Below are 20,758 nucleotides of genomic sequence, written 5' to 3'. Positions count from 1 at the left end.
ATATTGACGGATCGTGAAAAGGGCGCTGTGTAATGAACTGCACCCCAAATGTTGGATATCCATCTGACATTCGGAGGTGCAGTTTTTATGAAATATTCGCTCCCATTCAAGCTCGAGGCGGTCCGGTACTATCTCGCCGGGTTCGGCAGCCAAAGGCAGACCGCGAAAAAATTTTCCGTTGCTCATGTTCAGCTTCGCCGCTGGATTGCCGCCTATCAGCACCATGGTGAGGCAGGGCTACAATCCGGGCGTCAGCGGCAGTACACGCCCGAATTTAAGCTCGCCGTTGTCGAGTTTGCCCGCGCCAATCCCCTTTCTTTAGCCAGCGTCGCCGCCAAATTCGACATCCCCTCATACACGACGCTGGAACACTGGGTTAAGCTTTATCAGGAGAATGGGGCCGAAGCCCTCAACCTGAATCAGCGTGGTCGCCGAATGTATCAGCATCCCAAAACCCCCCATGCCGGCAAGTCGCCGGATGAACTGACCCCCGAAGAGATGCGGGAGGAAATCGAGTTTTTACGCGCGCAGAATGACTACATAAAAAAGTTGAGAGCCTTGATGCAGGAAAACGATGCCCGGGCACGGCGGAAAGGGCAAAAATAGTCACGGCATTAAGGCAAAAACACCGTTTAGACATGCTGTTGCATGCCGGTGGGCTGGCGCGCAGTACGTATTATTATTGCTGTAAAGTCAGTCGAGTGCCGGATAAATACCGTGAGGCTAAACAACGGATAACCGAGGTCTTTAACATACATAAAGGCCGTTACGGCTATCGTCGCGTAACCTGCGCAATGCGAAAGGAAGGATACGTTTTAAATCATAAAACCGTGCAAAAGCTGATGACAGAGTTGCAGCTGAAGTCACCGGTTCGCCGTAAAAAGTACCGTTCATACAAAGGAAATGCAGGCAAGGTGGCTCCCAATCTCCTGCAGCGTAATTTTACCGCTCAGTGCCCCAATCAAAAGTGGGTGACGGATGTAACGGAGTTCCGGGTTGGTGAGGATAAGCTGTATTTATCACCGGTGCTTGACTTGTACAACGGTGAAATCATCGCTTATGAAGTGGCACGCCGGGCAGAGTTTAGGCTGGTTAAAAAGATGCTGGACAAGGCGGTGTGCAGGATAAAACCGGGTGAGCAGTTACTGTTGCACAGTGACCAGGGTTGGCACTATCAGATGGCGGCTTACCAGCATGCGTTGCGGGTTAACGGGGTAAAGCAGAGCATGTCTCGCAAGGGAAATTGCCTGGACAATGCGGTAATGGAGAACTTCTTCGGTCATCTGAAAGCGGAGCTGTATTACTTGCAGCGCTTTGATAGTGTGGAACACTTGGCGCAGGAGATAGACGCCTACATTGATTACTACAACTACCATCGCATCAGGCAGAAACTGAAAGGCCTGAGTCCGGTGGAATACCGAACTCAGGCCTCGAAGGCTGCGTGAATTTACACCGTCCAACTTCTGGGGGTCAGTTCATAACCACAGCGCCCTTTTTGTTTGATAAGAAACGGCCCCCGGTGAGCAGGCGCCGTATCGTGCGGCCTAGCCGGTGTTGCGCATCCCGGCGGCGACGCCGGCGATGGTGACCATCAATGCCTGCTCAACGCGGGCGTCCGGATGCGCTTGCTGGCGCGAGCGGTGCAGCAGCTCGGCCTGCAGCACGTTCAGCGGATCGGTGTAGACGTTGCGCAGCGCGATGGATTCGGCGATCCACGGCAGGTCTTCCATCAGGTGCGCGTCGTTGGCGATGGTCAGCACCACCTTGATGTCGCTTTCCAGCTGATCGCGCAGCTGCTGGCCCAGCGGCCACAGCGATTTGTCCACCAGGCGCTGATCGTAGTATTCCGCCAGCCACAGGTCGGCCTTGGCGAACACCATTTCCAGCATGGCGATGCGGGTGGAGAAGAACGGCCAGTCGCGGCACATGGTTTCCAGCTGGTGCTGCTTGCCGGCTTTCACCGCTTCCTGCAGGCCGGCGCCGGCGCCCAGCCAGGCCGGCAACATCAGGCGGTTCTGCGTCCAGGCGAAGATCCACGGGATGGCGCGCAGGCTTTCTACGCCGCCGTTCGGCTTGCGCTTGGCCGGGCGCGAACCCAGCGGCAGTTTGCCCAGCTCCAGCTCCGGCGTGGCGGCGCGGAAGTAGGGCACGAAGTCCGGGTTCTCGCGCACGTAGCCGCGGTACATCCGGCACGAGGTGTCAGACAGTTCGTCCATCAGCGTGCGCCACTCTTTCTTCGGCTCCGGCGGCGGCAGCAGGTTGGCCTCCAGGATGGCGCCGGCATACAGCGCCAGGCTGCTGATGGTGACCTCCGGCAGGCCGAACTTGAAGCGGATCATCTCGCCCTGTTCGGTGACGCGCAGGCCGCCTTTCAGGCTGCCCGGCGGCTGCGACAGCAGCGCCGCATGCGCCGGCGCGCCGCCGCGGCCGATGGAGCCGCCACGGCCATGGAACAGCGTCAGCGCCACCCCGGCCTTTTCGCAGGTTTTGATCAGCGCGTCCTGCGCGCGGTACTGCGCCCAGGAGGCCGCCATCACGCCGGCGTCTTTCGCCGAGTCGGAATAGCCGATCATCACCATCTGCTTGCCCTGAATGAAGCCGCGGTACCAGTCGATGTTCAGCAACTGGGTCATCACGTCGTCGGCGTTGTTCAGGTCGTCGAGGGTTTCGAACAGCGGGGCGACCGGCAGCGCGAACGGGCAGCCGGCCTCTTTCAGCAGCAGATGCACCGCCAGCACGTCGGAAGGGGTGCGCGCCATCGAAATCACGTAGGCGGCGATCGAACCCTGCGGCGCTTCGGCGATCACCCGGCAGGTTTCCAGCACTTCCTGCGTATCGGCGCTCGGTTCCCATTTCAGCGGCACCAGCGGGCGTTTGGAGTTCAGTTCGCGGATCAGGAACGCCTGTTTGTCGGCTTCCGACCAGCTTTCATAGTCGCCCAACCCCAGATAGCGGGTCAGTTCGGCGATGGCTTCGGTATGGCGAGTGCTTTCCTGACGCACGTCGATGCGCACCAGCGGCACGCCGAAGCAGCGCACGCGGCGCAGGGTATCCAGCAACTGACCGTTGGCGATGATGCTCATGCCGCAGGCCTGCAGCGACTGATAGCAGGCGTACAGCGGTTCCCACAGCTGTTCGTTGCTCACCAGCAGGTCGTGCGGCTTCAGGACGCGTTCGCCCTTCAGGCGGCCTTCCAGGTAGGCCTGAGTGCTGGTCAGCTGGCTGCGCAGCTGCTTCATGATCTCGCGATAGGGTTCCTGCACCTCATCGCCGCCGGCGAGTGCGCGCAGTTCCGGGGTGCATTCGGTCATCGACAGTTCAGACACCAGCACCTGAATATCGCGGGTGAACAGATCGCAGGCCTTCCAGCGGCTGAGCAGCAGCACGTGGCGGGTGATTTCGGCGGTCACGTTCGGGTTGCCGTCGCGATCGCCGCCCATCCACGAGGTGAAGCGCACCGGCACCGCTTCTACCGGCAGGCTGTAGTCGATGGAGTTTTCCAGCTGTTCGTTGAACTCGCGCAGAAAGGCCGGCACGCCCTCCCACAGGCTGTTTTCCACCACCGCAAAGCCCCATTTGGCTTCGTCAATCGGTGAAGGGCGGTACTTGCGGATCTCGTCGGTGTGCCAGGACTGCGCCACCAACTGGCGCAGACGGCGCATGATCTTGTTGCGCTCGTAGTCGGCCAGGTCGTTGTGGTCGAGCTGGCTGAGGCAGGTATTGACCTCCACCAGCTTGTGGATCAGGGTGCGGCGGGTGATTTCCGTTGGGTGCGCGGTCAACACCAGCTCGATGGAAAGCTGGGACACGGCGTTTTGCAGCTCTTTGGTGCTGAGCTTCTTGTCTTTCAGCCGGGTAAACAGCTGCGCCAGCGCTTCCGGGTTGCTGGCGGCTTCGCCATTGGGGGAAATGCTGTGGTATTGCTCGGCCACGTTGGTCAGATTAAGGAACTGACTGAACGCGCGCGCCACCGGCAACAGCTCGTCGTTGGACAGGTTTTGCAGCGTGGAGAGCAGCTCCTGGCGGTGCGCTTCGTTGCCGGCGCGTGAAGATTTGGAAAGCTTACGGATAGTTTCAACGCGATCGAGAATATGCTCGCCCAGCGCTTCTTTGATGGTATCGCCGAGCAATTTGCCGAGCATACTGACATTACTTCGCATTGCCGAATATTGTTCGTTCATATAACCCCTGACCCAATTCTGTATGATTTTTATCTTGTAAGTAAATTTCACGCGTCAGGCGCGGACCGCCTGTTTCATCGCACCACTTTCCTGTCCAATCGTCAATTGACACTATTTTTAGCAAAAAAACATCAAAATCGGCGCATTTTCTGAAATTTAATTACGGAGCGCCGGTTATCAGTCTGGCTTATTTCAGCCTGTTTATACTTATTTTGAGGTAGGGGAATGATAAGGCATTCCCCTACTTATTGTCAGGTTTAGCGCCGGCAAAAATGATCGACCAGCTGCCCCAACAGTTTGCGCGTCGGCTCGATAAACGCGGTATCAATATATTCATCCGGCTGATGCGCCTGATCGATGGAACCGGGGCCCAGCACCAGCGTCGGGCACACCTGTTGAACGAACGGCGCTTCGGTGCAGTAGTTGACCACCTGGGTGCGGGTGCCCAGCAGTTCCTCAATCACCGCCACCATGCGGTGGTCGGTCGGGCATTCATAGCCCGGCACCGAGGCGTGCAGCTCTTCGATGGTCAAACGGCCCGGCCAACGCTGGCTTACCGGCTCCAGCGCCTGGTGCATCAGCTCGTTGATGTTGTCGAGCGTCATGCCGGGCAGCGGGCGGATATCCAGATGCAGTTCGCAGCAGGCGCAGATGCGGTTGGCCGCGTCGCCGCCGCTGATATGGCCGAAGTTCATGGTCGGGTAAGGCACGGCGAACGCCGGGTTGTTGTAGCGTTCCTGCAGCGTTTTGCGCAGCTCGATCAGTTGGCCGATGGATTCGTGCATCAGATCGATGGCGTTGACGCCGCGCGCCGGATCGCTGGAGTGGCCGGATTGGCCGACGATGCGAATGGCGTTGGCGATATGGCCCTTGTGCGCGCGCACCGGCTGCAGCGAGGTCGGCTCGCCGATGATGGCGAAGTCGGGACGAATGGCGGTGGAGGCGGCGAAATAACGTGCGCCGGCCATCGTCGTTTCTTCATCTGCGGTGGCCAGAATGTACAGCGGCTTGGTCAGCTTGCCGGCGTCGATGTCGCGCACCGCGTCGAGAATAAAGGCGAAGAAGCCTTTCATGTCGGCGGTACCCAGGCCGTACAGCTTGTTGTCGTGTTCGGTCAGGGTAAAGGGATCGCGCGTCCAGCGGCCTTCGTCATAGGGCACGGTATCGGTATGGCCCGCCAGCAGCAGGCCGCCGCTGCCTTCGCCAATGCTGGCCAGCAGGTTGAACTTGTTGCGGGTATCCGGCACCGGCTGTACGTCGACGCGAAAACCCAAATCGGCAAACCATTCGGCCAGCAAGTTGATTAATGCTTCATTACTCTGATCGAGGGCGCCGTCGGTGGCGCTGATCGACGGAGTGGCGATCAACGCCCGGTACAGCTCAATAAATGGAGGTAATTTCATCTTCACTGTTGACAGCCTTTGGTTAGGGTAGTATCAATATTCATGCATTTATTTTGAATAAAAATACAATAAGCTGGAGCGTAAGGGAACCCGATACCCGGATGTTTATAAAAACATCAACGCTCGACCTCGTGGGTGGACGGCGCAACAACGCTGGCGAGCCCTGTTACCTGAGTCGAATACGACCACACGTCAGTCAAGAAGGTGAACGGCCACATGTTGAATACGCTGATTGTTGGTGCCAGCGGTTACGCCGGAGCGGAGCTCACGGCCTACCTTAATCGCCACCCACACATGAACATAACCGCTTTAGCGGTTTCAGCGCAAAGTGCAGATGCAGGAAAATTGCTTTCCGATCTGCATCCCCAGTTGAAAGGCATCGTCGATCTGCCGCTGCGGCCGCTGGTGGACGTTGCCGAAGCGGCCAAGGGCATCGACGTGGTGTTCCTCGCCACCGCCCATGAAGTCAGCCACGATATCGCGCCGGCCTTTCTGGCGGCGGGCTGCGTGGTGTTTGATCTCTCCGGCGCCTTCCGCGTGCGGGACGCCGCTTTCTACAGCCAATACTACGGTTTCGAACACCAGCACGACGATCTGCTGGAGCAGGCGGTGTACGGCCTGGCCGAATGGCAGAGCGAGCGGATCAAACGGGCGCAGCTGATCGCCGTGCCGGGCTGCTACCCGACGGCGGCGCAGCTGGCGCTGAAGCCGCTGATTGAAAAGCAGCTGCTGAATCCCGATCAGTGGCCGGTGATCAACGCCACCAGCGGCGTCAGCGGCGCCGGGCGCAAGGCCAGCGTCACCACCAGCTTCTGCGAAGTGAGCCTGCAGCCGTACGGTATTTTCAACCACCGCCACCACCCGGAAATCGTGGCGCATCTGGGCGTGCCGGTCATCTTTACGCCACATTTGGGTAACTTCCCGCGTGGTATTCTCGAAACCATCACCTGCCGTCTGAAAGCCGGCGTGACCGCGCAGGAGGTGGCCGCCGCCTATCATGCCGCCTATGACGACAAACCGCTGGTGCGGCTGTACGACCAGGGCGTGCCGGCGCTGAAAGCGGTGGTGGGTTCGCCGTTCTGCGACATCGGTTTTGCGGTACAGGGCGAGCACCTGATCGCCGTAGCGGCGGAAGACAATCTGCTGAAAGGCGCAGCCGCTCAGGCGGTGCAATGCCTGAATATTCGTTTCGGTTTCCCTGAAACCCAGTCACTTCTTTAAACCAGCGTGAGTAAACAGCGATGAACCCGTTAATTATCAAGTTAGGTGGCGTGTTATTAGACAGTGAAGAAGCGCTGGAGCGTCTGTTTACCGCGCTGGACAGCTATCGCCAGCAGCAGCAGCGCCCGCTGATTATCGTGCACGGCGGCGGCTGCGTGGTGGATGAGCTGATGAAACAGCTGTCCCTGCCGGTGGTGAAGAAGAACGGCCTGCGGGTGACCCCGGCCGATCAGATCGACATCATTACCGGCGCGCTGGCCGGCACCGCCAACAAAACGCTGCTGGCGTGGGCCATCAAGCACCAGATTAACGCGGTCGGCCTGAGCCTGGCGGACGGCGGCAGCGTGTCCGTAACGCAACTCGACCCGGCGTTGGGCCACGTAGGCCACGCGCAGCCGGGTTCGCCGGCGCTGGTCAATACCCTGCTGGGCGCCGGCTATTTGCCGGTGATCAGCTCCATCGGCATCACCGCCGACGGGCAGCTCATGAATGTGAACGCCGATCAGGCGGCGACGGCGCTGGCCGCTACCCTGGGTGCGGATTTGATCCTGCTGTCGGATGTCAGCGGCATCCTTGACGGCAAAGGGCAGCGCATCGCGGAAATGACGGCGCAAAAAGCGGAACAACTGATTGCCCAGGGCATCATCACCGATGGTATGGTGGTGAAGGTGAATGCGGCGCTTGATGCCGCCCGCACCCTCGGCCGCCCGGTGGATATCGCCAGCTGGCGCCATGCCGATCAGCTTCCCGCTCTGTTTAACGGCGTGTCGATTGGCACCCGGATCCTCGCTTAAATATAGAATTAAAAAGGAATAGACCATGCAAAACCAAGGCATCAAAAAAATCGTTCTGGCGTACTCCGGCGGCCTGGATACCTCGGCCATCATTCCATGGCTGAAAGAGAACTACGGCGGCTGCGAAGTGGTGGCGTTCGTGGCGGACATCGGCCAGGAGCGCAGCGATCTGGAAGGCGTGGAGCAAAAAGCCCTGCAGTCCGGTGCCTCTGAGTGTCACGTGGTGGATCTGCGTGAAGAATTTATCCGCGATTACGTGTATCCGGTGCTGCAAACCGGCGCACTGTACGAAGGCAGCTACCTGCTGGGCACCTCGATGGCGCGTCCCATCATCGCCAAGGCGCAGGTTGAGCTGGCGCTGAAGGTCGGCGCGGACGCGCTGTGCCACGGCGCAACCGGTAAAGGCAACGACCAGGTGCGTTTCGAAACCACCTACACCGCATTGGCGCCGCAGCTGAAAGTGGTGGCGCCTTGGCGTGAGTGGAACCTGCGTTCCCGCGAGGCGCTGCTGGATTACCTGAAAGAGCGCAACATTCCGACCACCGCGTCGCTGGAAAAAATCTACAGCCGCGACGAGAACGCCTGGCACATTTCTACCGAAGGCGGCGTGCTGGAAAGCCCGTGGAACGCACCGAACAAAGATTGCTGGGTCTGGACCGTCGATCCGCAGGAGGCGCCGGATCAGCCGGAGCAGGTGACCATCACCGTGGAAAAAGGCCGCGTGGTGGCGGTGAACGGCGAGTCGCTGTCGCCTTACAAATGCCTGGAAACCCTGAACGTGCTGGGCGCCAAACACGGCGTGGGCCGTATCGACATCGTGGAAAACCGCCTGGTGGGCATCAAGTCCCGCGGCTGCTACGAAACCCCGGGCGGCACCATCATGGTGGCGGCGCTGCGCGGCGTTGAGCAGCTGGTGCTGGACCGCGACAGCTTCAAATGGCGCGAACAGCTGGGCCTGGAAATGTCTTATGTGGTGTACGACGGCCGCTGGTTCGCGCCGCTGCGTCGTTCCCTGCAGGCTTCCGCCGAGGCGTTGGCCGAAGAGGTGAACGGCGAAGTGGTGCTGCAGCTGTACAAGGGCCAGGTAACGGCGATCCAGAAAAAATCCGCCAATAGCCTGTACTCCGAAGAGTTCGCCACCTTCGGCGAAGACGAGGTTTACGATCACAGCCACGCGGGCGGCTTTATCCGTCTGTTCTCGCTGTCTTCACGCATCCGCGCGTTGAACGAGAAAAAGAACAAGTAATCTTCTTTGGCGTGGCTGGTGAAGGGCGCAGCATGCTGCGCCCTTATTTGCATAATGTAGGAGTAAAAGTATGGCACTTTGGGGCGGACGCTTCACACAGGCGGCAGATCAGCGGTTCAAACAGCTCAATGATTCGCTGCGTTTCGATTATCGCCTGGCGGAACAGGACATCGTGGGCTCGGTGGCCTGGTCAAAGGCGCTGGTGACCGTCAACGTATTGACGGAAGAGGAACAGCAGCGGCTTGAGCAGGCGCTGGGCGTGCTGCTGGAAGAAGTGCAGGCCGATCCCTTGGCGATCGTCAGCAGCGACGCGGAAGATATCCACAGCTGGGTGGAACAGAAGCTGATCGACAAGGTCGGCGACCTGGGCAAAAAACTGCATACCGGCCGCAGCCGTAACGACCAGGTGGCGACCGACCTGAAGCTGTGGTGCAAACTGCAGGTCAGTGAACTGCATCAGGCCATCGTGCAGCTGCAGCAGGCGCTGGTGGAAACCGCCGAAGCCAATCAGGACGCGGTGATGCCGGGTTACACTCACCTGCAGCGCGCGCAGCCGGTGACCTTCGCTCACTGGTGCCTGGCGTATGTGGAAATGCTGGCCCGTGACGAAAGCCGCCTGCAGGATACCCTGAAACGTCTGGATGTCAGCCCGCTGGGCAGCGGCGCGCTGGCCGGCACCGCTTATCCTATCGATCGCGATCAGCTGGCCGGTTGGCTGGGCTTCGCCTCTGCGACCCGCAACAGTCTGGACAGCGTTTCCGACCGCGACCACGTGCTGGAGCTGCTGTCTAACGCCGCCATCAGCATGGTGCACCTGTCGCGCTTTGCCGAAGACCTGATCTTTTTCAACAGCGGCGAAGCGGCCTTTGTCGAGCTTTCCGACCGCGTGACCTCCGGCTCTTCGCTGATGCCGCAGAAAAAAAACCCGGACGCGCTGGAACTGATCCGCGGCAAGTGCGGCCGTGTGCAGGGTGCGCTGACCGGCATGATGATGACGTTGAAAGGCCTGCCGCTGGCGTACAACAAAGATATGCAGGAAGACAAGGAAGGGCTGTTCGACGCGCTCGACACCTGGATGGACTGTCTGCAGATGGCGGCGCTGGTGCTGGACGGCATTCAGGTGAAACGTCCGCGCTGTAAAGAAGCGGCGGAGCAGGGCTACGCCAACTCCACCGAGCTGGCGGACTACCTGGTCGCCAAGGGCGTGCCGTTCCGTGAGGCGCACCATATCGTCGGCGAGGCGGTGGTGGAAGCCATTCGTCAGGGCAAGGCGCTGGAAGCGTTGCCGCTGGCCGATTTGCAGAAGTTCAGCGCGGTGATTGGCGACGACGTCTACCCGATTTTGGCGCTGCAGTCCTGTCTGGACAAGCGTGCGGCCAAGGGCGGCGTTGCTCCGCAGCAGGTCGCCGCGGCGATCGCCGAAGCGAAGCAGCGTTTGGCTTGAGTTGAGCTAATCGAGGGCAAGGGCGCAGTTCACTCCGTGAACTGCGCCCTTGGTTTTTTAGCCGATTACTCGCCCGGGCAGCGCTGGCAGCGTTCCGCTTCGGCCTCGCCGAGCCTGAGCTTGGCCTGCAGATCGCGCAACGCGGTGCGCAGCCCTTCTTCGATGACCGGATGATAGAACGGCATGTCCAGCATCTGATTGACGGTCATCTGCTGCTGATGCGCCCAGGCCAGCAGGTGGGCGATGTGCTCGACCTCCGGCCCCATCATCTCGGCGCCGAGGAAGCGGCCGGTGCCCTGTTCGCCGTAAACGTGCAGAATGCCCTTGTTGCGCAGCATCACCCGTGAACGGCCCTGATTTTCAAACGAGACCTCGCCGACGTCGAAGCAGCCGCAGGCGCTGAATTTTTCGCTCAGCTCGCGGAAGGTGGAGCCGACCATGGCGATTTGCGGATCGGAGAACACCACCGAAATGGCGCTGCGCCGCAGGCCCGGGTTGATTTCCGGGAAGCTGCCGGCGTTGGCGCCGGCGATGCGCGCCTGATCGCTGGCTTCATGCAGCAGCGGCAGTTGGTTGCTGGCGTCGCCGGCGATGAAAATGTGCGGCACGCTGGTTTGCATCGTCAGGCGATCGGCCAGCGGCACGCCTTTGGCGTCGAGCTGCAGGCGGGTGTTGTCGAGATCCAGGCGATCGACGTTGGGCCGGCGCCCGGTCGCCGCCAGCACGTAATCCACCATGATGTCCTGCGGCTGGCCCTGTTTATCCCGATAGCGGATAAACACCTGGTCGCCTTCGCGCTGCATCATCTCCACCTTAACGTCGGCGTCGAGGTAAAATTCTTCGCCCAGCGTTTTGGCGGCATAGTGGCGCACCGCGCTGTCGGTCAATGGGCCGACCGCGCCGCCGACGCCAAACACTTTGGTGTCCACGCCGAGGCGGTGCAACGCCTGGCCCAGTTCCAGACCGATCACGCCGGGGCCAAACACCGCGACGGACTGCGGCAAATCGTCCCAGTCGAAAACGTCGTCGTTGACGATCAGGCGGTCGCCCAGATCGTTCCAGGCCGCCGGCCAGCTCGGGCGAGAGCCGCTGGCGATTACGATGCGCTGGGCCACGATGCGCGTGTGTTCGTCCACCTGCAGGGTGTTGTCGTCGATAAAACGGGCGTAGCCCCGGATCTTGTCGCCGGCGGGGATCTCATCCACCCCTTCCAGCACGAAGCCGACAAATCGGTCGCGTTCGCGTTTGACGCGGCTCATCACCTCGCGGCCGTCGATGCGCGTCTTGCCGGTGGGGTGCACGCCAAAACCCGGCGCGCGTTCGATTTGATGCACCGCCTCGGCGGCGGCAATCAGCAGTTTGGACGGCATGCAGCCAACGCGCGCACAGGTGGTGCCGTAAGGCCCGCCTTCGATCATCACCACGCTGGGGGTAGAAAGCTTGGCCGCGCGATAGGCGCCGAGCCCGGCGGTGCCGCCGCCGATAACCGCGACGTCGACGTTCAACTGTTTCATATCCGCTCCTGAAAGGTAAAAAAAGGGCGGGCCGGAGCCCGCCAAAGTTCACGTTGGCTTAGTTATTACTTGTTAATCAGGCTGACAGGAACGTTTCCAGGTCATCGCTGCCGCCGATGTGCCGGCCGCCGATGAATACCTGCGGTACGGTGGCGCGGCCGCTGACGGCGCGCAGGCTGACGGTGGTGGCGTCTTTGCCCAGCACGATTTCTTCGTACTGAATGCCGCGCTCTTGCAGCATTTGTTTGGCCTTGGCGCAGAACGGGCAGCCCGGTTCGGTGAACAGGGAAACCGATTCCTGCACCTTGAATTCCGGCGCCAGGTATTTCAGCATGGTGTCGGCGTCGGACACTTCAAACGGATCGCCCGGTTGGTTCGGCTCGACGAACATTTTTTCCACTACGCCGTTGCGCACCAGCATTGAATAGCGCCATGAGCGCGGGCCAAAGCCCAGATCCGCTTTTTCGACCAGCATGTTCATGCCTTTGGTGAACTCGCCGTTGCCGTCCGGCACGAAGGTGATGTTTTCCGCGTGCTGATCGGCTTTCCAGGCGTTCATCACGAAGGTGTCGTTCACCGAGACGCACAGGATGCCGTCGACGCCGTGCTGTTTGAAGACGCTGGACAGCTCGTTGTAGCGCGGCAGGTGGCTGGAAGAGCAGGTCGGCGTGAACGCGCCCGGCAGCGAGAATACGATGACGGTTTTGTCTTTGAACAGGTCATCAGTGGTTACATCAATCCATTGGTCGCCCTGACGGGTATGGAAAGTAACCTGCGGGACTTTCTTGCCTTCTTGACTGGTAAACATTGATTAACCCCTTAATTAGGAAAAATAATTTTTAGCTTTTAGCGTTGTGCCGCTTCGTTGGGACACATTATTGATGCTGGGGCTTGATAGATCTAATCGCTCATTGCTATCTTATCTATCGCCATGAGCTATCATGGTTTGGAGGGAAACAATGAATATTCGTGATTTAGAGTACCTGGTCGCCTTGGCCGAGCACCGGCATTTCCGCCGCGCCGCCGATTCATGCCATGTCAGCCAACCCACGCTCAGCGGGCAGATCCGTAAACTGGAAGATGAACTGGGCGTGATGCTGCTCGAGCGCACCAGCCGCAAGGTGCTGTTCACGCAGGCGGGGCTGCTGCTGGTGGAGCAGGCGCGTACCGTGCTGCGCGAAGTCAAAGTCCTGAAGGAAATGGCCAGCCAGCAGGGCGAGGCGATGTCCGGGCCGCTGCATATCGGCCTGATCCCGACCGTGGGGCCCTACCTGCTGCCGCAGATCATCCCGACGCTGCACAAAACCTTTCCCAAGCTGGAAATGTACCTGCACGAAGCGCAGACCCATCAGCTGCTGGCGCAGCTCGACAGCGGCAAGCTGGACTGCGCCATTCTGGCGCTGGTGAAGGAAACCGAGGCGTTTATCGAAGTGCCGCTGTTTGACGAACCGATGAAGCTGGCGGTGTATTCCGATCACCCGTGGGCGCAGCGCGAACGCGTGGCGATGCCGGATTTGGCGGGCGAGAAGCTGCTGATGCTGGAAGACGGCCACTGCCTGCGCGATCAGGCGATGGGCTTTTGCTTCCAGGCCGGTGCGGACGAGGATACCCACTTCCGCGCCACCAGTCTGGAAACGCTGCGCAATATGGTCGCGGCCGGCAGCGGCATTACCCTGCTGCCAACGCTTGCGGTGCCGCCGCAGCGGGAGCGCGACGGCGTTTGCTACCTGGACTGCTACAAGCCGGAACCGAAGCGCACCATTGCATTGGTGTACCGCCCCGGCTCCCCATTGCGCAGCCGCTATGAGCAATTGGCCGAGGCGATCCGCGAGCACATGCAGAACCACATCGGCGGCGCGTTAAAACAGGCGGTTTAAGCCGTTCAACGCCGCCACCCGGTAGGCTTCGGCCATGGTCGGATAGTTGAAAGTGGTATTAACGAAATACTCGATAGTATTGCCTTCGCCCTTCTGTTCCATGATCGCCTGGCCGATGTGGATGATCTCCGCCGCACGCTCGCCGAAGCAGTGGATCCCGAGGATCTGCAGGGTGTCGCGATGGAACAGGATCTTCAGGCTGCCGACGTTCATCCCGGCGATCTGCGCGCGCGCCAGGTGCTTGAACTGGGCACGGCCCACTTCGTAGGGCACCTTCATCGCCGTCAGTTCCTGTTCGGTTTTGCCGACGGAGCTGATTTCCGGAATGGTGTAGATGCCGGTCGGGATGTCTTCGATCAGGTGGCCGCTGGCTTCGCCGGAGGCGATGGCCTGCGCGGCGATTCGGCCCTGATCGTAGGCGGCCGACGCCAGGCTTGGGTAGCCGATCACATCGCCTACCGCATAAATGTGCGACAGTGCGGTCTGGTACATGCTGTTCACTTTCAGCAGGCCGCGGCTGTCAGACTCCAGGCCGACGTTTTCCAGCCCCAGCGAGTCGGTGTTGCCGGTACGGCCGTTGGCGTACAGCAGGCAGTCCGCCTTCACCTTCTTGCCTGACTTCAGGTGCACAATCACGCCGTCTTCGGTACCTTCGATCTTCTCGAACTCTTCGTTGTGGCGGATCACCACGCCGTTATTCCAGAAGTGATACGACAGCGAATCCGACATTTCCTGATCGAGGAACGCCAGCAGGCGATCGCGGGTGTTGATCAGATCCACCTTGACGTTGAGGCCGCGGAAAATCGACGCGTATTCGCAGCCGATCACCCCGGCGCCATAAATGATCACGTGGCGCGGTTCGTGGTTCAGCTCGAGGATAGAGTCGCTGTTGTAAATGCGCGGGTGATTGAAGTCGACGCTGGCCGGCAGGTAAGGGCGCGAACCGCAGGCGATCACGATATGGTCGGCGCGGATGGTGTCCTGGGTGCCGTCCATATAGCTGACGCTGACGGTGTTGGCGTCGATAAAGCGCGCATCGCCGGCGAACAGTTTGCACTGGTTGCGCTCGTAGAATCCCTGGCGCATGCGGGTTTGCTGGTTAATGACGTTATCGGCGTGGCGTAAAATGTCAGGGAAAGTCGCGCTGAGCGTGCGAGAGTTGTTATAAAGCGGGTTCTGGTTGAATTCGATAATGCGGCTGACGGCGTGACGGAGGGCTTTGGATGGGATGGTGCCCCAATGGGTGCATCCGCCGCCGACGTTGTTGTACCGTTCGATAACGGCCACGCGGGCGCCCTGTTTCACCAGCCCCATAGCGGCACCTTCACCACCAGGGCCCGAGCCAATTACTATGGCATCAAATTGATAGTGCTGTTGCATGTAGGAGAGACCTGTTTTTATACAAGATTACAACGGTATCTTAACATCATAGCGCTGTGTGCCCAATCACCATTAGGCTTTTTGAGCCAAAGCACAATTGGTTCAGGCCGGAACTGTGATTGCGCGCGTTAGTATAAATGCTGTTGCAATAAAATTTGCTATATTGCCGGCTCAAGGGCGTTAGACTGATTGAATGGAACTTATCTGGATATGCATATGGGCGTCAGAGCACAACAAAAAGAACGGACGCGTCGTTCCCTGATCGAGGCCGCGTTCAGCCAGCTTAGCGCCGAGCGCAGCTTTGCCAGCCTGAGCCTGCGGGAGGTCTCGCGCGAGGCGGGGATTGCGCCCACCTCGTTCTATCGCCACTTCCGCGACGTGGACGAACTCGGGTTGACCATGGTCGACGAAAGCGGCCTGATGCTGCGCCAGCTGATGCGCCAGGCGCGTCAGCGCATCGCCAAGGGCGGCAGCGTGATCCGCACGTCGGTCTCCACCTTTATGGAGTTTATCGGCAACAACCCCAATGCATTTCGCCTGCTGCTGCGTGAGCGTTCCGGCACCTCGGCCGCGTTTCGCGCGGCGGTAGCGCGTGAGATCCAACACTTTATCGCCGAACTGGCGGATTACCTCGAGCTGGAAAATCATATGCCGCGCAGCTTTACCGAAGCGCAGGCGGAGGCCATGGTGACCATCGTGTTCAGCGCCGGCGCGGAAGCGCTGGATATTGACCCCGAACAGCGGCGCCAGCTGGAAGAACGCTTGGTGCTGCAGCTGCGGATGATTTCCAAGGGGGCGTATTACTGGTATCGCCGCGAGCAAGAAAAAGCTTCTGTATCCCACGTATAAAAAAGGTAGAGAGTGATGGAAAAACCAGGTCGTGAGAATGGCACCTTACTGCTGGCGTTGATTGCCGGCCTTTCAATCAACGGCTCGTTCGCTGCGTTGTTCAGCTCGGTGGTGCCGTTTTCAGTCTTCCCGATAATCGCGCTGGTGCTGGCGGTGTATTGTCTGCATCAACGTTACCTGAATCGCGCCATGCCGGAAGGCATGCCGAAGCTGGCCGCCGCCTGTTTCCTGCTGGGGCTGCTGCTGTACAGCGCCATCGTGCGCGCCGAATACCCGCAGATCGGCTCCAACTTCCTGCCGTCGATCATCTGTGTCGCGCTGGTGTTCTGGATAGGCTTCAAGCTGAAGGCGCGCAAGGCGCTGGATGAAAATACCCAAGAATAAAAAGCCGGGGCGCCATAGCGGCGCCCCGATGATATCAGCGGCGTTTTTCCAGCAGCACGCCGCATTCCATATGGTGGGTGTAGGGGAACTGGTCGAACAGCGCCAGGCGGCTCACCCGATGCGTTTCCTGCAACGTTGCCAGGTTGGCGCACAGCGTGTCCGGATTGCATGAGATATACAGAATGCGCGGATAGGCCTGCACCATCTTCACCGTTTCGTCATCCAGACCGCTGCGCGGCGGATCGACGAAAATGGTCTCGCAGTTGTAGCCGCTCAGATCGATGCCCTTCAGCCGGTTAAACTCGCGCACCCCGTTCATCGCCTGGGTAAAGTCTTCCGCCGCCATGCGGATGATCTGCACGTTGTCGATGTGGTTGGCGGCGATATTGTATTGCGCCGCCGCGACGGACGGTTTGGCTATCTCGGTGGCCAGCACGCGCTCAAAGTTGCGCGCCAGCGCCAGCGAAAAGTTGCCGTTGCCGCAGTACAGTTCCAGCAAATCGCCTGTTGACCCGGCGGTGACTTCCAGCGCCCACTCCAGCATCTGCACGTTCATCGCCGCGTTCGGCTGGGTGAAGCTGTTCTCCACCTGGCGGTAAATCATGTCGCGACCGGCGACCGGCAGCACTTCGTCCACGTGATCCTTGTCCAGCATGATTTTCATCTTCGCGGCGCGGCCAATCAACTGCAGATCGAAGCCCTGGGCGCGCAGGCTGTCGCGCAGCTGCGTAGCGCGTTGCTGCCAGGCGTCGTCCAGCTTGCGGTGGTACAGCAGCGAAGCGATGATTTTGCCGCTTTGCGTCGACAGATAATCGATCTGGAACAGCTTGTGGCGCAGCGTCGGGTCTGGCTTGATGGCGGCAATCAGCGCGCTCATCAGGCGGTTGATCAGTTCGCTGGCGGCCGGGAATTGATCGACGCGGATGCGCTGCTTGGTCTGCTGGTCGAACATGATGTGGTACATCTCGTCTTCATCATGCCAGATGCGGAATTCTGCGCGCATGCGGTAGTGGCTCACTGGCGAGCGGAACACTTCCGGCTCGGGCGCCGCGAACGGTGACATCAACGTCTTCAGGCGGGCGGTTTTCTCCGCCAGCTGGTCATCGTAACGTTCAATAGGCAAATTCTCGGGCGTCATGTGTTTCATCTCGTCAGGCTAATTTGATCAGCGGGGATTGTAGGGAATCAGCCCGTGAAGTCCAGTTTTGTCGCGTTTATTATTTGTAACATTAGTGGAAGTCTAGACATCCATTTACATTGATCGTAGCATTGCCGTCCGGCCTCAAGCAGCGAGTGAAAAGGGAATCCGGTGTGAATCCGGAGCTGACGCGCAGCGGTAAGGGGAAGTCACGGCGATAGCGTGTTAACGCAGACACTGTCCACTGCAGGATGGGAAGTCATCGCCCGGTGTCGGTTGCGGCAAGCAGCCTGCAAATCCCAAGCCCGAAGACCTGCCGGTGTTACGTCGCAATGTGCGTGGCCGTCGCGAACCACCGGCCATGATCCTGCGGCATCCGCCAATTAAGTTTGGATGCTTTTTCATGACAATTACAAAAAATACGCTGCTGATGGTGGTTTCCTCCGTCACGGCTTTTTCTGGATGGGCGCAAGACAACACCACAGCCAATAACGGCGATAACCTGATGGTTACCGCCAACCGTTTCCCGCAGCCGGTCTCTTCCGTGCTGGCACCCACCTCTATCGTGACCCGTAATGACATCGACCGCTGGCAGGCCAAGAGCCTGACCGACGTGATGCGCCGCTTGCCGGGCGTGGATATTGGCCAGAACGGTGGCATGGGGCAAAAAAGCTCGCTGTTCATTCGCGGCACCAACTCCAGCCACGTGCTGGTGCTGGTCGACGGCATCCGTCTTAACCAGGCCGGCGTCAGCGGCTCTTCTGACCTCAGCCAGATCCCGATCTCGCTGGTGCAGAAAATCGAATATATCCGCGGTCCGCGTTCGGCGGTGTACGGCTCAGACGCCATCGGCGGCGTGGTCAACATTATCACCACCCGCGAAAAGAACGGCACTACGCTCTCCGCCGGCCTCGGCTCGCATGGCTACCAGGCCTACGATGCCTCGACTCAGCAACGGCTGGGCGACAGCACGGTGGCGACTGTTGCGGGCAACTATACCTATACCAAAGGGTATGACGTGGTGGCGGAAGGCAACACCAGCATTCCACAGCCCGATCGCGATGGCTTTATGAGCAAGTCGCTGTACGGCGCCGTGCAGCACCAGTTTAACGAGCAAATCAGCGGCTTTTTCCGCGGCTATGGCTATGATAACCGCACCGGCTACGACGGTTTTTATGCTTACGACAACAACTTCAATGTCACCGGTTTGCCTGACACCCGTAAGCTGTATAGCCAAACCTGGGACACCGGGCTGCGCTATCAGGAAGGGATTTATGCCACGCAGTTAGTGGGCAGCTACAGCCACAGCAAAGATTACAACTATGATCCGCGTAAGGGGCAGTACGCCGTTTCCTCCAGCCTGGACGATTCCGAACAATACAACCTGCAGTGGGGCAATACCTTCAAAGTTGCACAAGGTACGGTGAGTGCCGGCGCCGACTGGCAGGATCAACAAATCAAGCCAGGCACTGCGTCTGTCAGCAGCGAGAAGAGCCAACGCAACACCGGCATCTATTTGACCGGCCAGCAGTTGGTTGGGCCGGTTACGCTCGAAGCCGCGGCGCGCGGCGACGACAACTCGGAATTTGGCTGGCACGGCACCTGGCAAACCAGTGCGGCCTGGGAATTCGTTGAAGGGTATCGTTTCATCGCTTCCTATGGCACCGCATTTAAAGCGCCAAACATGAACCAGCTGTTCAGTACCACTTACGGCAACGATAACTTGAAGCCGGAAGAGAGCAAACAGTGGGAAGGCGGTTTTGAAGGGTTGACCGGGCCAGTGGCCTGGCGCGTGTCCGGCTACCGGAATGACATCGATAACCTGATTGACAGCGATCCTGTGACTTACCGTTATTACAACATCGGTAAAGCGACCATTAAAGGCGTAGAAGCCACCGCTTCGTTTGAAACCGGTCCGTTGACGCATCAGATCAGCTATGACTATGTCGACCCACGTAATGCCAAGACCCACGAAGTCTTGCTGCGTCGCGCCAAACAGCAGGTGAAGTACGAGCTGGACTGGCAGGTTTATGACTTTGACTGGGCGGTCACCTATCAATACCTCGGCGAGCGCTATGACAAGGACTACGGCGTGTATCCAAGCCCGACCGTCAAACTCGGCGGCGTGAGCCTGTGGGATCTCGCAGTTTCGTATCCGGTCACATCTCATCTGACAGTTCGTGGTAGAATTGCCAACCTGTTTGATAAAGATTATGAGACGGCCTATGGCTACGCTACTCCAGGAAGAGAATATTACATTACTGGAAGCTATACCTTCTAACAGCCCCGCGACGCCCCGCCCGACGGTGCTGGTATTTGACTCCGGCGTTGGCGGGCTATCGGTGTATCAAGAGGTTCGGCAACTGCTGCCGGACCTCCACTATATATATGCCTTCGACAACGTGGCGTTCCCCTACGGCGAGAAATCCGAAGAGTTTATCGTTGAACGCGTGTTGGAAATTGTCGGCGCGGTGCAGCAACGCCACCCGCTGGCGATCGTGGTCATCGCCTGCAACACCGCCAGCACCGTTTCCCTGCCCGCATTGCGCGAACGCTTCAGTTTCCCGGTAGTGGGCGTGGTGCCCGCCATCAAACCGGCGGCTCGCCTTACCGCCAACGGCATCGTCGGCCTGTTGGCTACCCGCGGCACCGTTCAGCGCACCTACACCCATGAACTGATCGCCCGTTTCGCGACCGACTGTAAAATCGAGCTGTTGGGTTCTTCCGAACTGGTGGAGCTGGCGGAAGCCAAGCTGCACGGCGAAGCTGTTCCTCTGCCGACCCTGAAGAAAATCCTGCAGCCGTGGCTGAGCATGCGCGAGCCGCCGGACACCGTGGTGCTGGGTTGTACCCATTTCCCTTTATTGGCGGCAGAGTTAATGCAGGTGCTGCCTGAAGGCACCCGGCTGGTGGATTCCGGCGCCGCTATTGCCCGCCGCACCGCCTGGCTTATCTCAACGCAGGAAAACCTGGTGTCGACGCAGGAAGATCATCTGGCGTACTGCATGGCGTTAAATGAAGATACCGACGCTTTATTGCCCGTTTTACAAGGCTACGGCTTCAAAACGTTGAAAAAACTGCCGCTTTAACGGGGTTTTGGTTAAACATTCAACGGTCGGAAAAAATATTGAAAATAGGGGTTGCGGCGTTCTGAGAACTCCCTATAATGCGCCTCCACTGACCGGGAACAACGACTCCTCTAACGAGAAGCAGTCGCCCAGCCAGGAAGAAGCAAGCCGGTGAAAACGCCGTTTCTTAATAAGAAAAAAGCTTGACTCTTCAGCGGGAAAGCGTAATATGCACCTCCCGCGTTACCGAGAGTTATCT

16 protein-coding genes and 1 riboswitch are annotated in these 20,758 nt (G+C 59.3%); of the genes, 10 read left to right on the top strand and 6 right to left on the bottom strand.

Translation table 11 applies throughout. The features are described 5' to 3' along the window. Positions 1 to 87: 87 nt before the first annotated feature. A protein-coding gene (locus D7I37_RS06430) for an IS3 family transposase (RefSeq protein ID WP_129543134.1) occupies positions 88 to 1,445 on the top strand; the annotation gives its coding sequence in 2 pieces (ribosomal slippage) (positions 88 to 565 and positions 565 to 1,445; 1,359 coding nt in all). Positions 1,446 to 1,544: 99 nt separating this feature from the next. Here the strand turns inward: D7I37_RS06430 and ppc are convergent. Then, on the bottom strand, positions 1,545 to 4,181 hold the full coding sequence (ppc, locus tag D7I37_RS06425) for a phosphoenolpyruvate carboxylase (protein WP_061799736.1): 2,637 nt from the start codon (positions 4,179 to 4,181) through the stop codon (positions 1,545 to 1,547). A gap of 257 nt (positions 4,182 to 4,438) precedes the next feature. Further along, positions 4,439 to 5,584 carry an acetylornithine deacetylase gene (gene argE / locus D7I37_RS06420; protein ID WP_061799734.1) on the bottom strand — a complete coding sequence of 382 codons (1,146 nt, stop codon included), beginning with the start codon at positions 5,582 to 5,584 and terminating at the stop codon, positions 4,439 to 4,441. A gap of 216 nt (positions 5,585 to 5,800) precedes the next feature. Between argE and argC the strand changes: the two genes are divergently transcribed. From argC to argH, 4 genes are all read left to right on the top strand, one after another. Beyond that, positions 5,801 to 6,805, top strand: a complete 1,005-nt coding sequence (gene argC, locus D7I37_RS06415) for an N-acetyl-gamma-glutamyl-phosphate reductase (protein ID WP_061799733.1) — start codon at positions 5,801 to 5,803, stop codon at positions 6,803 to 6,805. A gap of 20 nt (positions 6,806 to 6,825) precedes the next feature. Beyond that, positions 6,826 to 7,599, top strand: a complete 774-nt coding sequence (gene argB, locus D7I37_RS06410) for an acetylglutamate kinase (protein ID WP_061799732.1) — start codon at positions 6,826 to 6,828, stop codon at positions 7,597 to 7,599. Positions 7,600 to 7,624: 25 nt separating this feature from the next. Next, positions 7,625 to 8,845: an argininosuccinate synthase gene (locus D7I37_RS06405; RefSeq protein WP_061799731.1), complete on the top strand. Its 1,221-nt coding sequence runs from the start codon at positions 7,625 to 7,627 to the stop codon at positions 8,843 to 8,845. Between the two features lie 70 nt (positions 8,846 to 8,915). Beyond that, a complete protein-coding gene (argH, locus tag D7I37_RS06400) occupies positions 8,916 to 10,289 on the top strand; it encodes an argininosuccinate lyase (protein ID WP_061799729.1) in 1,374 nt (457 codons plus the stop codon). Positions 10,290 to 10,354: 65 nt separating this feature from the next. Here argH and D7I37_RS06395 read toward each other — a convergent pair whose 3' ends face one another. After that, entirely contained in the window at positions 10,355 to 11,803 is a 1,449-nt protein-coding gene (locus tag D7I37_RS06395) for a dihydrolipoyl dehydrogenase (protein WP_095099805.1), read from the bottom strand. A 76-nt stretch (positions 11,804 to 11,879) separates the two neighbouring features. After that, complete coding sequence (locus D7I37_RS06390) at positions 11,880 to 12,611, bottom strand: glutathione peroxidase (RefSeq protein WP_129543469.1); 732 nt, start codon at positions 12,609 to 12,611, stop codon at positions 11,880 to 11,882. Positions 12,612 to 12,762: 151 nt separating this feature from the next. On the opposite strand from D7I37_RS06390, the gene oxyR reads away from it, so the two are divergent. Continuing rightward, complete coding sequence (gene oxyR, locus D7I37_RS06385) at positions 12,763 to 13,680, top strand: DNA-binding transcriptional regulator OxyR (protein WP_061799723.1); 918 nt, start codon at positions 12,763 to 12,765, stop codon at positions 13,678 to 13,680. Here the strand turns inward: oxyR and sthA are convergent. Further along, positions 13,663 to 15,060 carry a Si-specific NAD(P)(+) transhydrogenase gene (gene sthA / locus D7I37_RS06380; protein ID WP_061799721.1) on the bottom strand — a complete coding sequence of 466 codons (1,398 nt, stop codon included), beginning with the start codon at positions 15,058 to 15,060 and terminating at the stop codon, positions 13,663 to 13,665. The genes oxyR and sthA overlap by 18 nt on opposite strands. Positions 15,061 to 15,276: 216 nt before the next feature. Between sthA and fabR the strand changes: the two genes are divergently transcribed. Together fabR and D7I37_RS06370 are read left to right on the top strand one after the other, a co-directional pair. Then, a complete protein-coding gene (gene fabR, locus D7I37_RS06375; RefSeq protein ID WP_061799719.1) occupies positions 15,277 to 15,909 on the top strand; it encodes an HTH-type transcriptional repressor FabR in 633 nt (210 codons plus the stop codon). Positions 15,910 to 15,924: 15 nt separating this feature from the next. Further along, positions 15,925 to 16,293: a YijD family membrane protein gene (locus D7I37_RS06370; protein ID WP_061799718.1), complete on the top strand. Its 369-nt coding sequence runs from the start codon at positions 15,925 to 15,927 to the stop codon at positions 16,291 to 16,293. A 34-nt stretch (positions 16,294 to 16,327) separates the two neighbouring features. On the opposite strand, the gene trmA is transcribed toward D7I37_RS06370, so the two are convergent. Next, positions 16,328 to 17,431, bottom strand: coding sequence for a tRNA (uridine(54)-C5)-methyltransferase TrmA (gene trmA / locus D7I37_RS06365; RefSeq protein ID WP_061799788.1), 1,104 nt, complete (start codon positions 17,429 to 17,431; stop codon positions 16,328 to 16,330). Positions 17,432 to 17,553: 122 nt separating this feature from the next. Further along, positions 17,554 to 17,767: riboswitch (cobalamin riboswitch) on the top strand. Positions 17,768 to 17,834: 67 nt separating this feature from the next. Here trmA and btuB point away from each other — a divergent pair. Further along, entirely contained in the window at positions 17,835 to 19,712 is a 1,878-nt protein-coding gene (btuB, locus tag D7I37_RS06360; RefSeq protein WP_061799717.1) for a TonB-dependent vitamin B12 receptor BtuB, read from the top strand. After that, positions 19,657 to 20,520: a glutamate racemase gene (gene murI, locus D7I37_RS06355; protein WP_061799716.1), complete on the top strand. Its 864-nt coding sequence runs from the start codon at positions 19,657 to 19,659 to the stop codon at positions 20,518 to 20,520. The genes btuB and murI overlap by 56 nt, the downstream gene beginning before the upstream one ends. The last annotated feature ends 238 nt before the right edge of the window (positions 20,521 to 20,758 follow it).

Source organism: Serratia sp. 1D1416, from assembly GCF_003641105.1.
Taxonomy (GTDB): Bacteria; Pseudomonadota; Gammaproteobacteria; order Enterobacterales; family Enterobacteriaceae; genus Serratia; species Serratia ficaria.
Note: the sequence above shows the minus strand (reverse complement) of the source record. Positions and strands in the feature narration are given on the sequence as shown.

What these genes read in the sequence shown, in the direction of transcription:
- oxyR (WP_061799723.1), top strand. Translation starts at nt 12,763, where the DNA reads ATGAATATTCGTGATTTAGAGTACCTGGTCGCCTTGGCCGAGCACCGG.
- D7I37_RS06405 (WP_061799731.1), top strand. Translation starts at nt 7,625, where the DNA reads ATGCAAAACCAAGGCATCAAAAAAATCGTTCTGGCGTACTCCGGCGGC.
- D7I37_RS06395 (WP_095099805.1), bottom strand. Translation starts at nt 11,803, where the DNA reads ATGAAACAGTTGAACGTCGACGTCGCGGTTATCGGCGGCGGCACCGCC.
- sthA (WP_061799721.1), bottom strand. Translation starts at nt 15,060, where the DNA reads ATGCAACAGCACTATCAATTTGATGCCATAGTAATTGGCTCGGGCCCT.
- D7I37_RS06390 (WP_129543469.1), bottom strand. Translation starts at nt 12,611, where the DNA reads ATGTTTACCAGTCAAGAAGGCAAGAAAGTCCCGCAGGTTACTTTCCAT.
- D7I37_RS06370 (WP_061799718.1), top strand. Translation starts at nt 15,925, where the DNA reads ATGGAAAAACCAGGTCGTGAGAATGGCACCTTACTGCTGGCGTTGATT.
- murI (WP_061799716.1), top strand. Translation starts at nt 19,657, where the DNA reads ATGGCTACGCTACTCCAGGAAGAGAATATTACATTACTGGAAGCTATA.
- ppc (WP_061799736.1), bottom strand. Translation starts at nt 4,181, where the DNA reads ATGAACGAACAATATTCGGCAATGCGAAGTAATGTCAGTATGCTCGGC.
- btuB (WP_061799717.1), top strand. Translation starts at nt 17,835, where the DNA reads ATGACAATTACAAAAAATACGCTGCTGATGGTGGTTTCCTCCGTCACG.
- trmA (WP_061799788.1), bottom strand. Translation starts at nt 17,431, where the DNA reads ATGACGCCCGAGAATTTGCCTATTGAACGTTACGATGACCAGCTGGCG.
- fabR (WP_061799719.1), top strand. Translation starts at nt 15,277, where the DNA reads ATGGGCGTCAGAGCACAACAAAAAGAACGGACGCGTCGTTCCCTGATC.
- argE (WP_061799734.1), bottom strand. Translation starts at nt 5,584, where the DNA reads ATGAAATTACCTCCATTTATTGAGCTGTACCGGGCGTTGATCGCCACT.
- argH (WP_061799729.1), top strand. Translation starts at nt 8,916, where the DNA reads ATGGCACTTTGGGGCGGACGCTTCACACAGGCGGCAGATCAGCGGTTC.
- argB (WP_061799732.1), top strand. Translation starts at nt 6,826, where the DNA reads ATGAACCCGTTAATTATCAAGTTAGGTGGCGTGTTATTAGACAGTGAA.
- argC (WP_061799733.1), top strand. Translation starts at nt 5,801, where the DNA reads ATGTTGAATACGCTGATTGTTGGTGCCAGCGGTTACGCCGGAGCGGAG.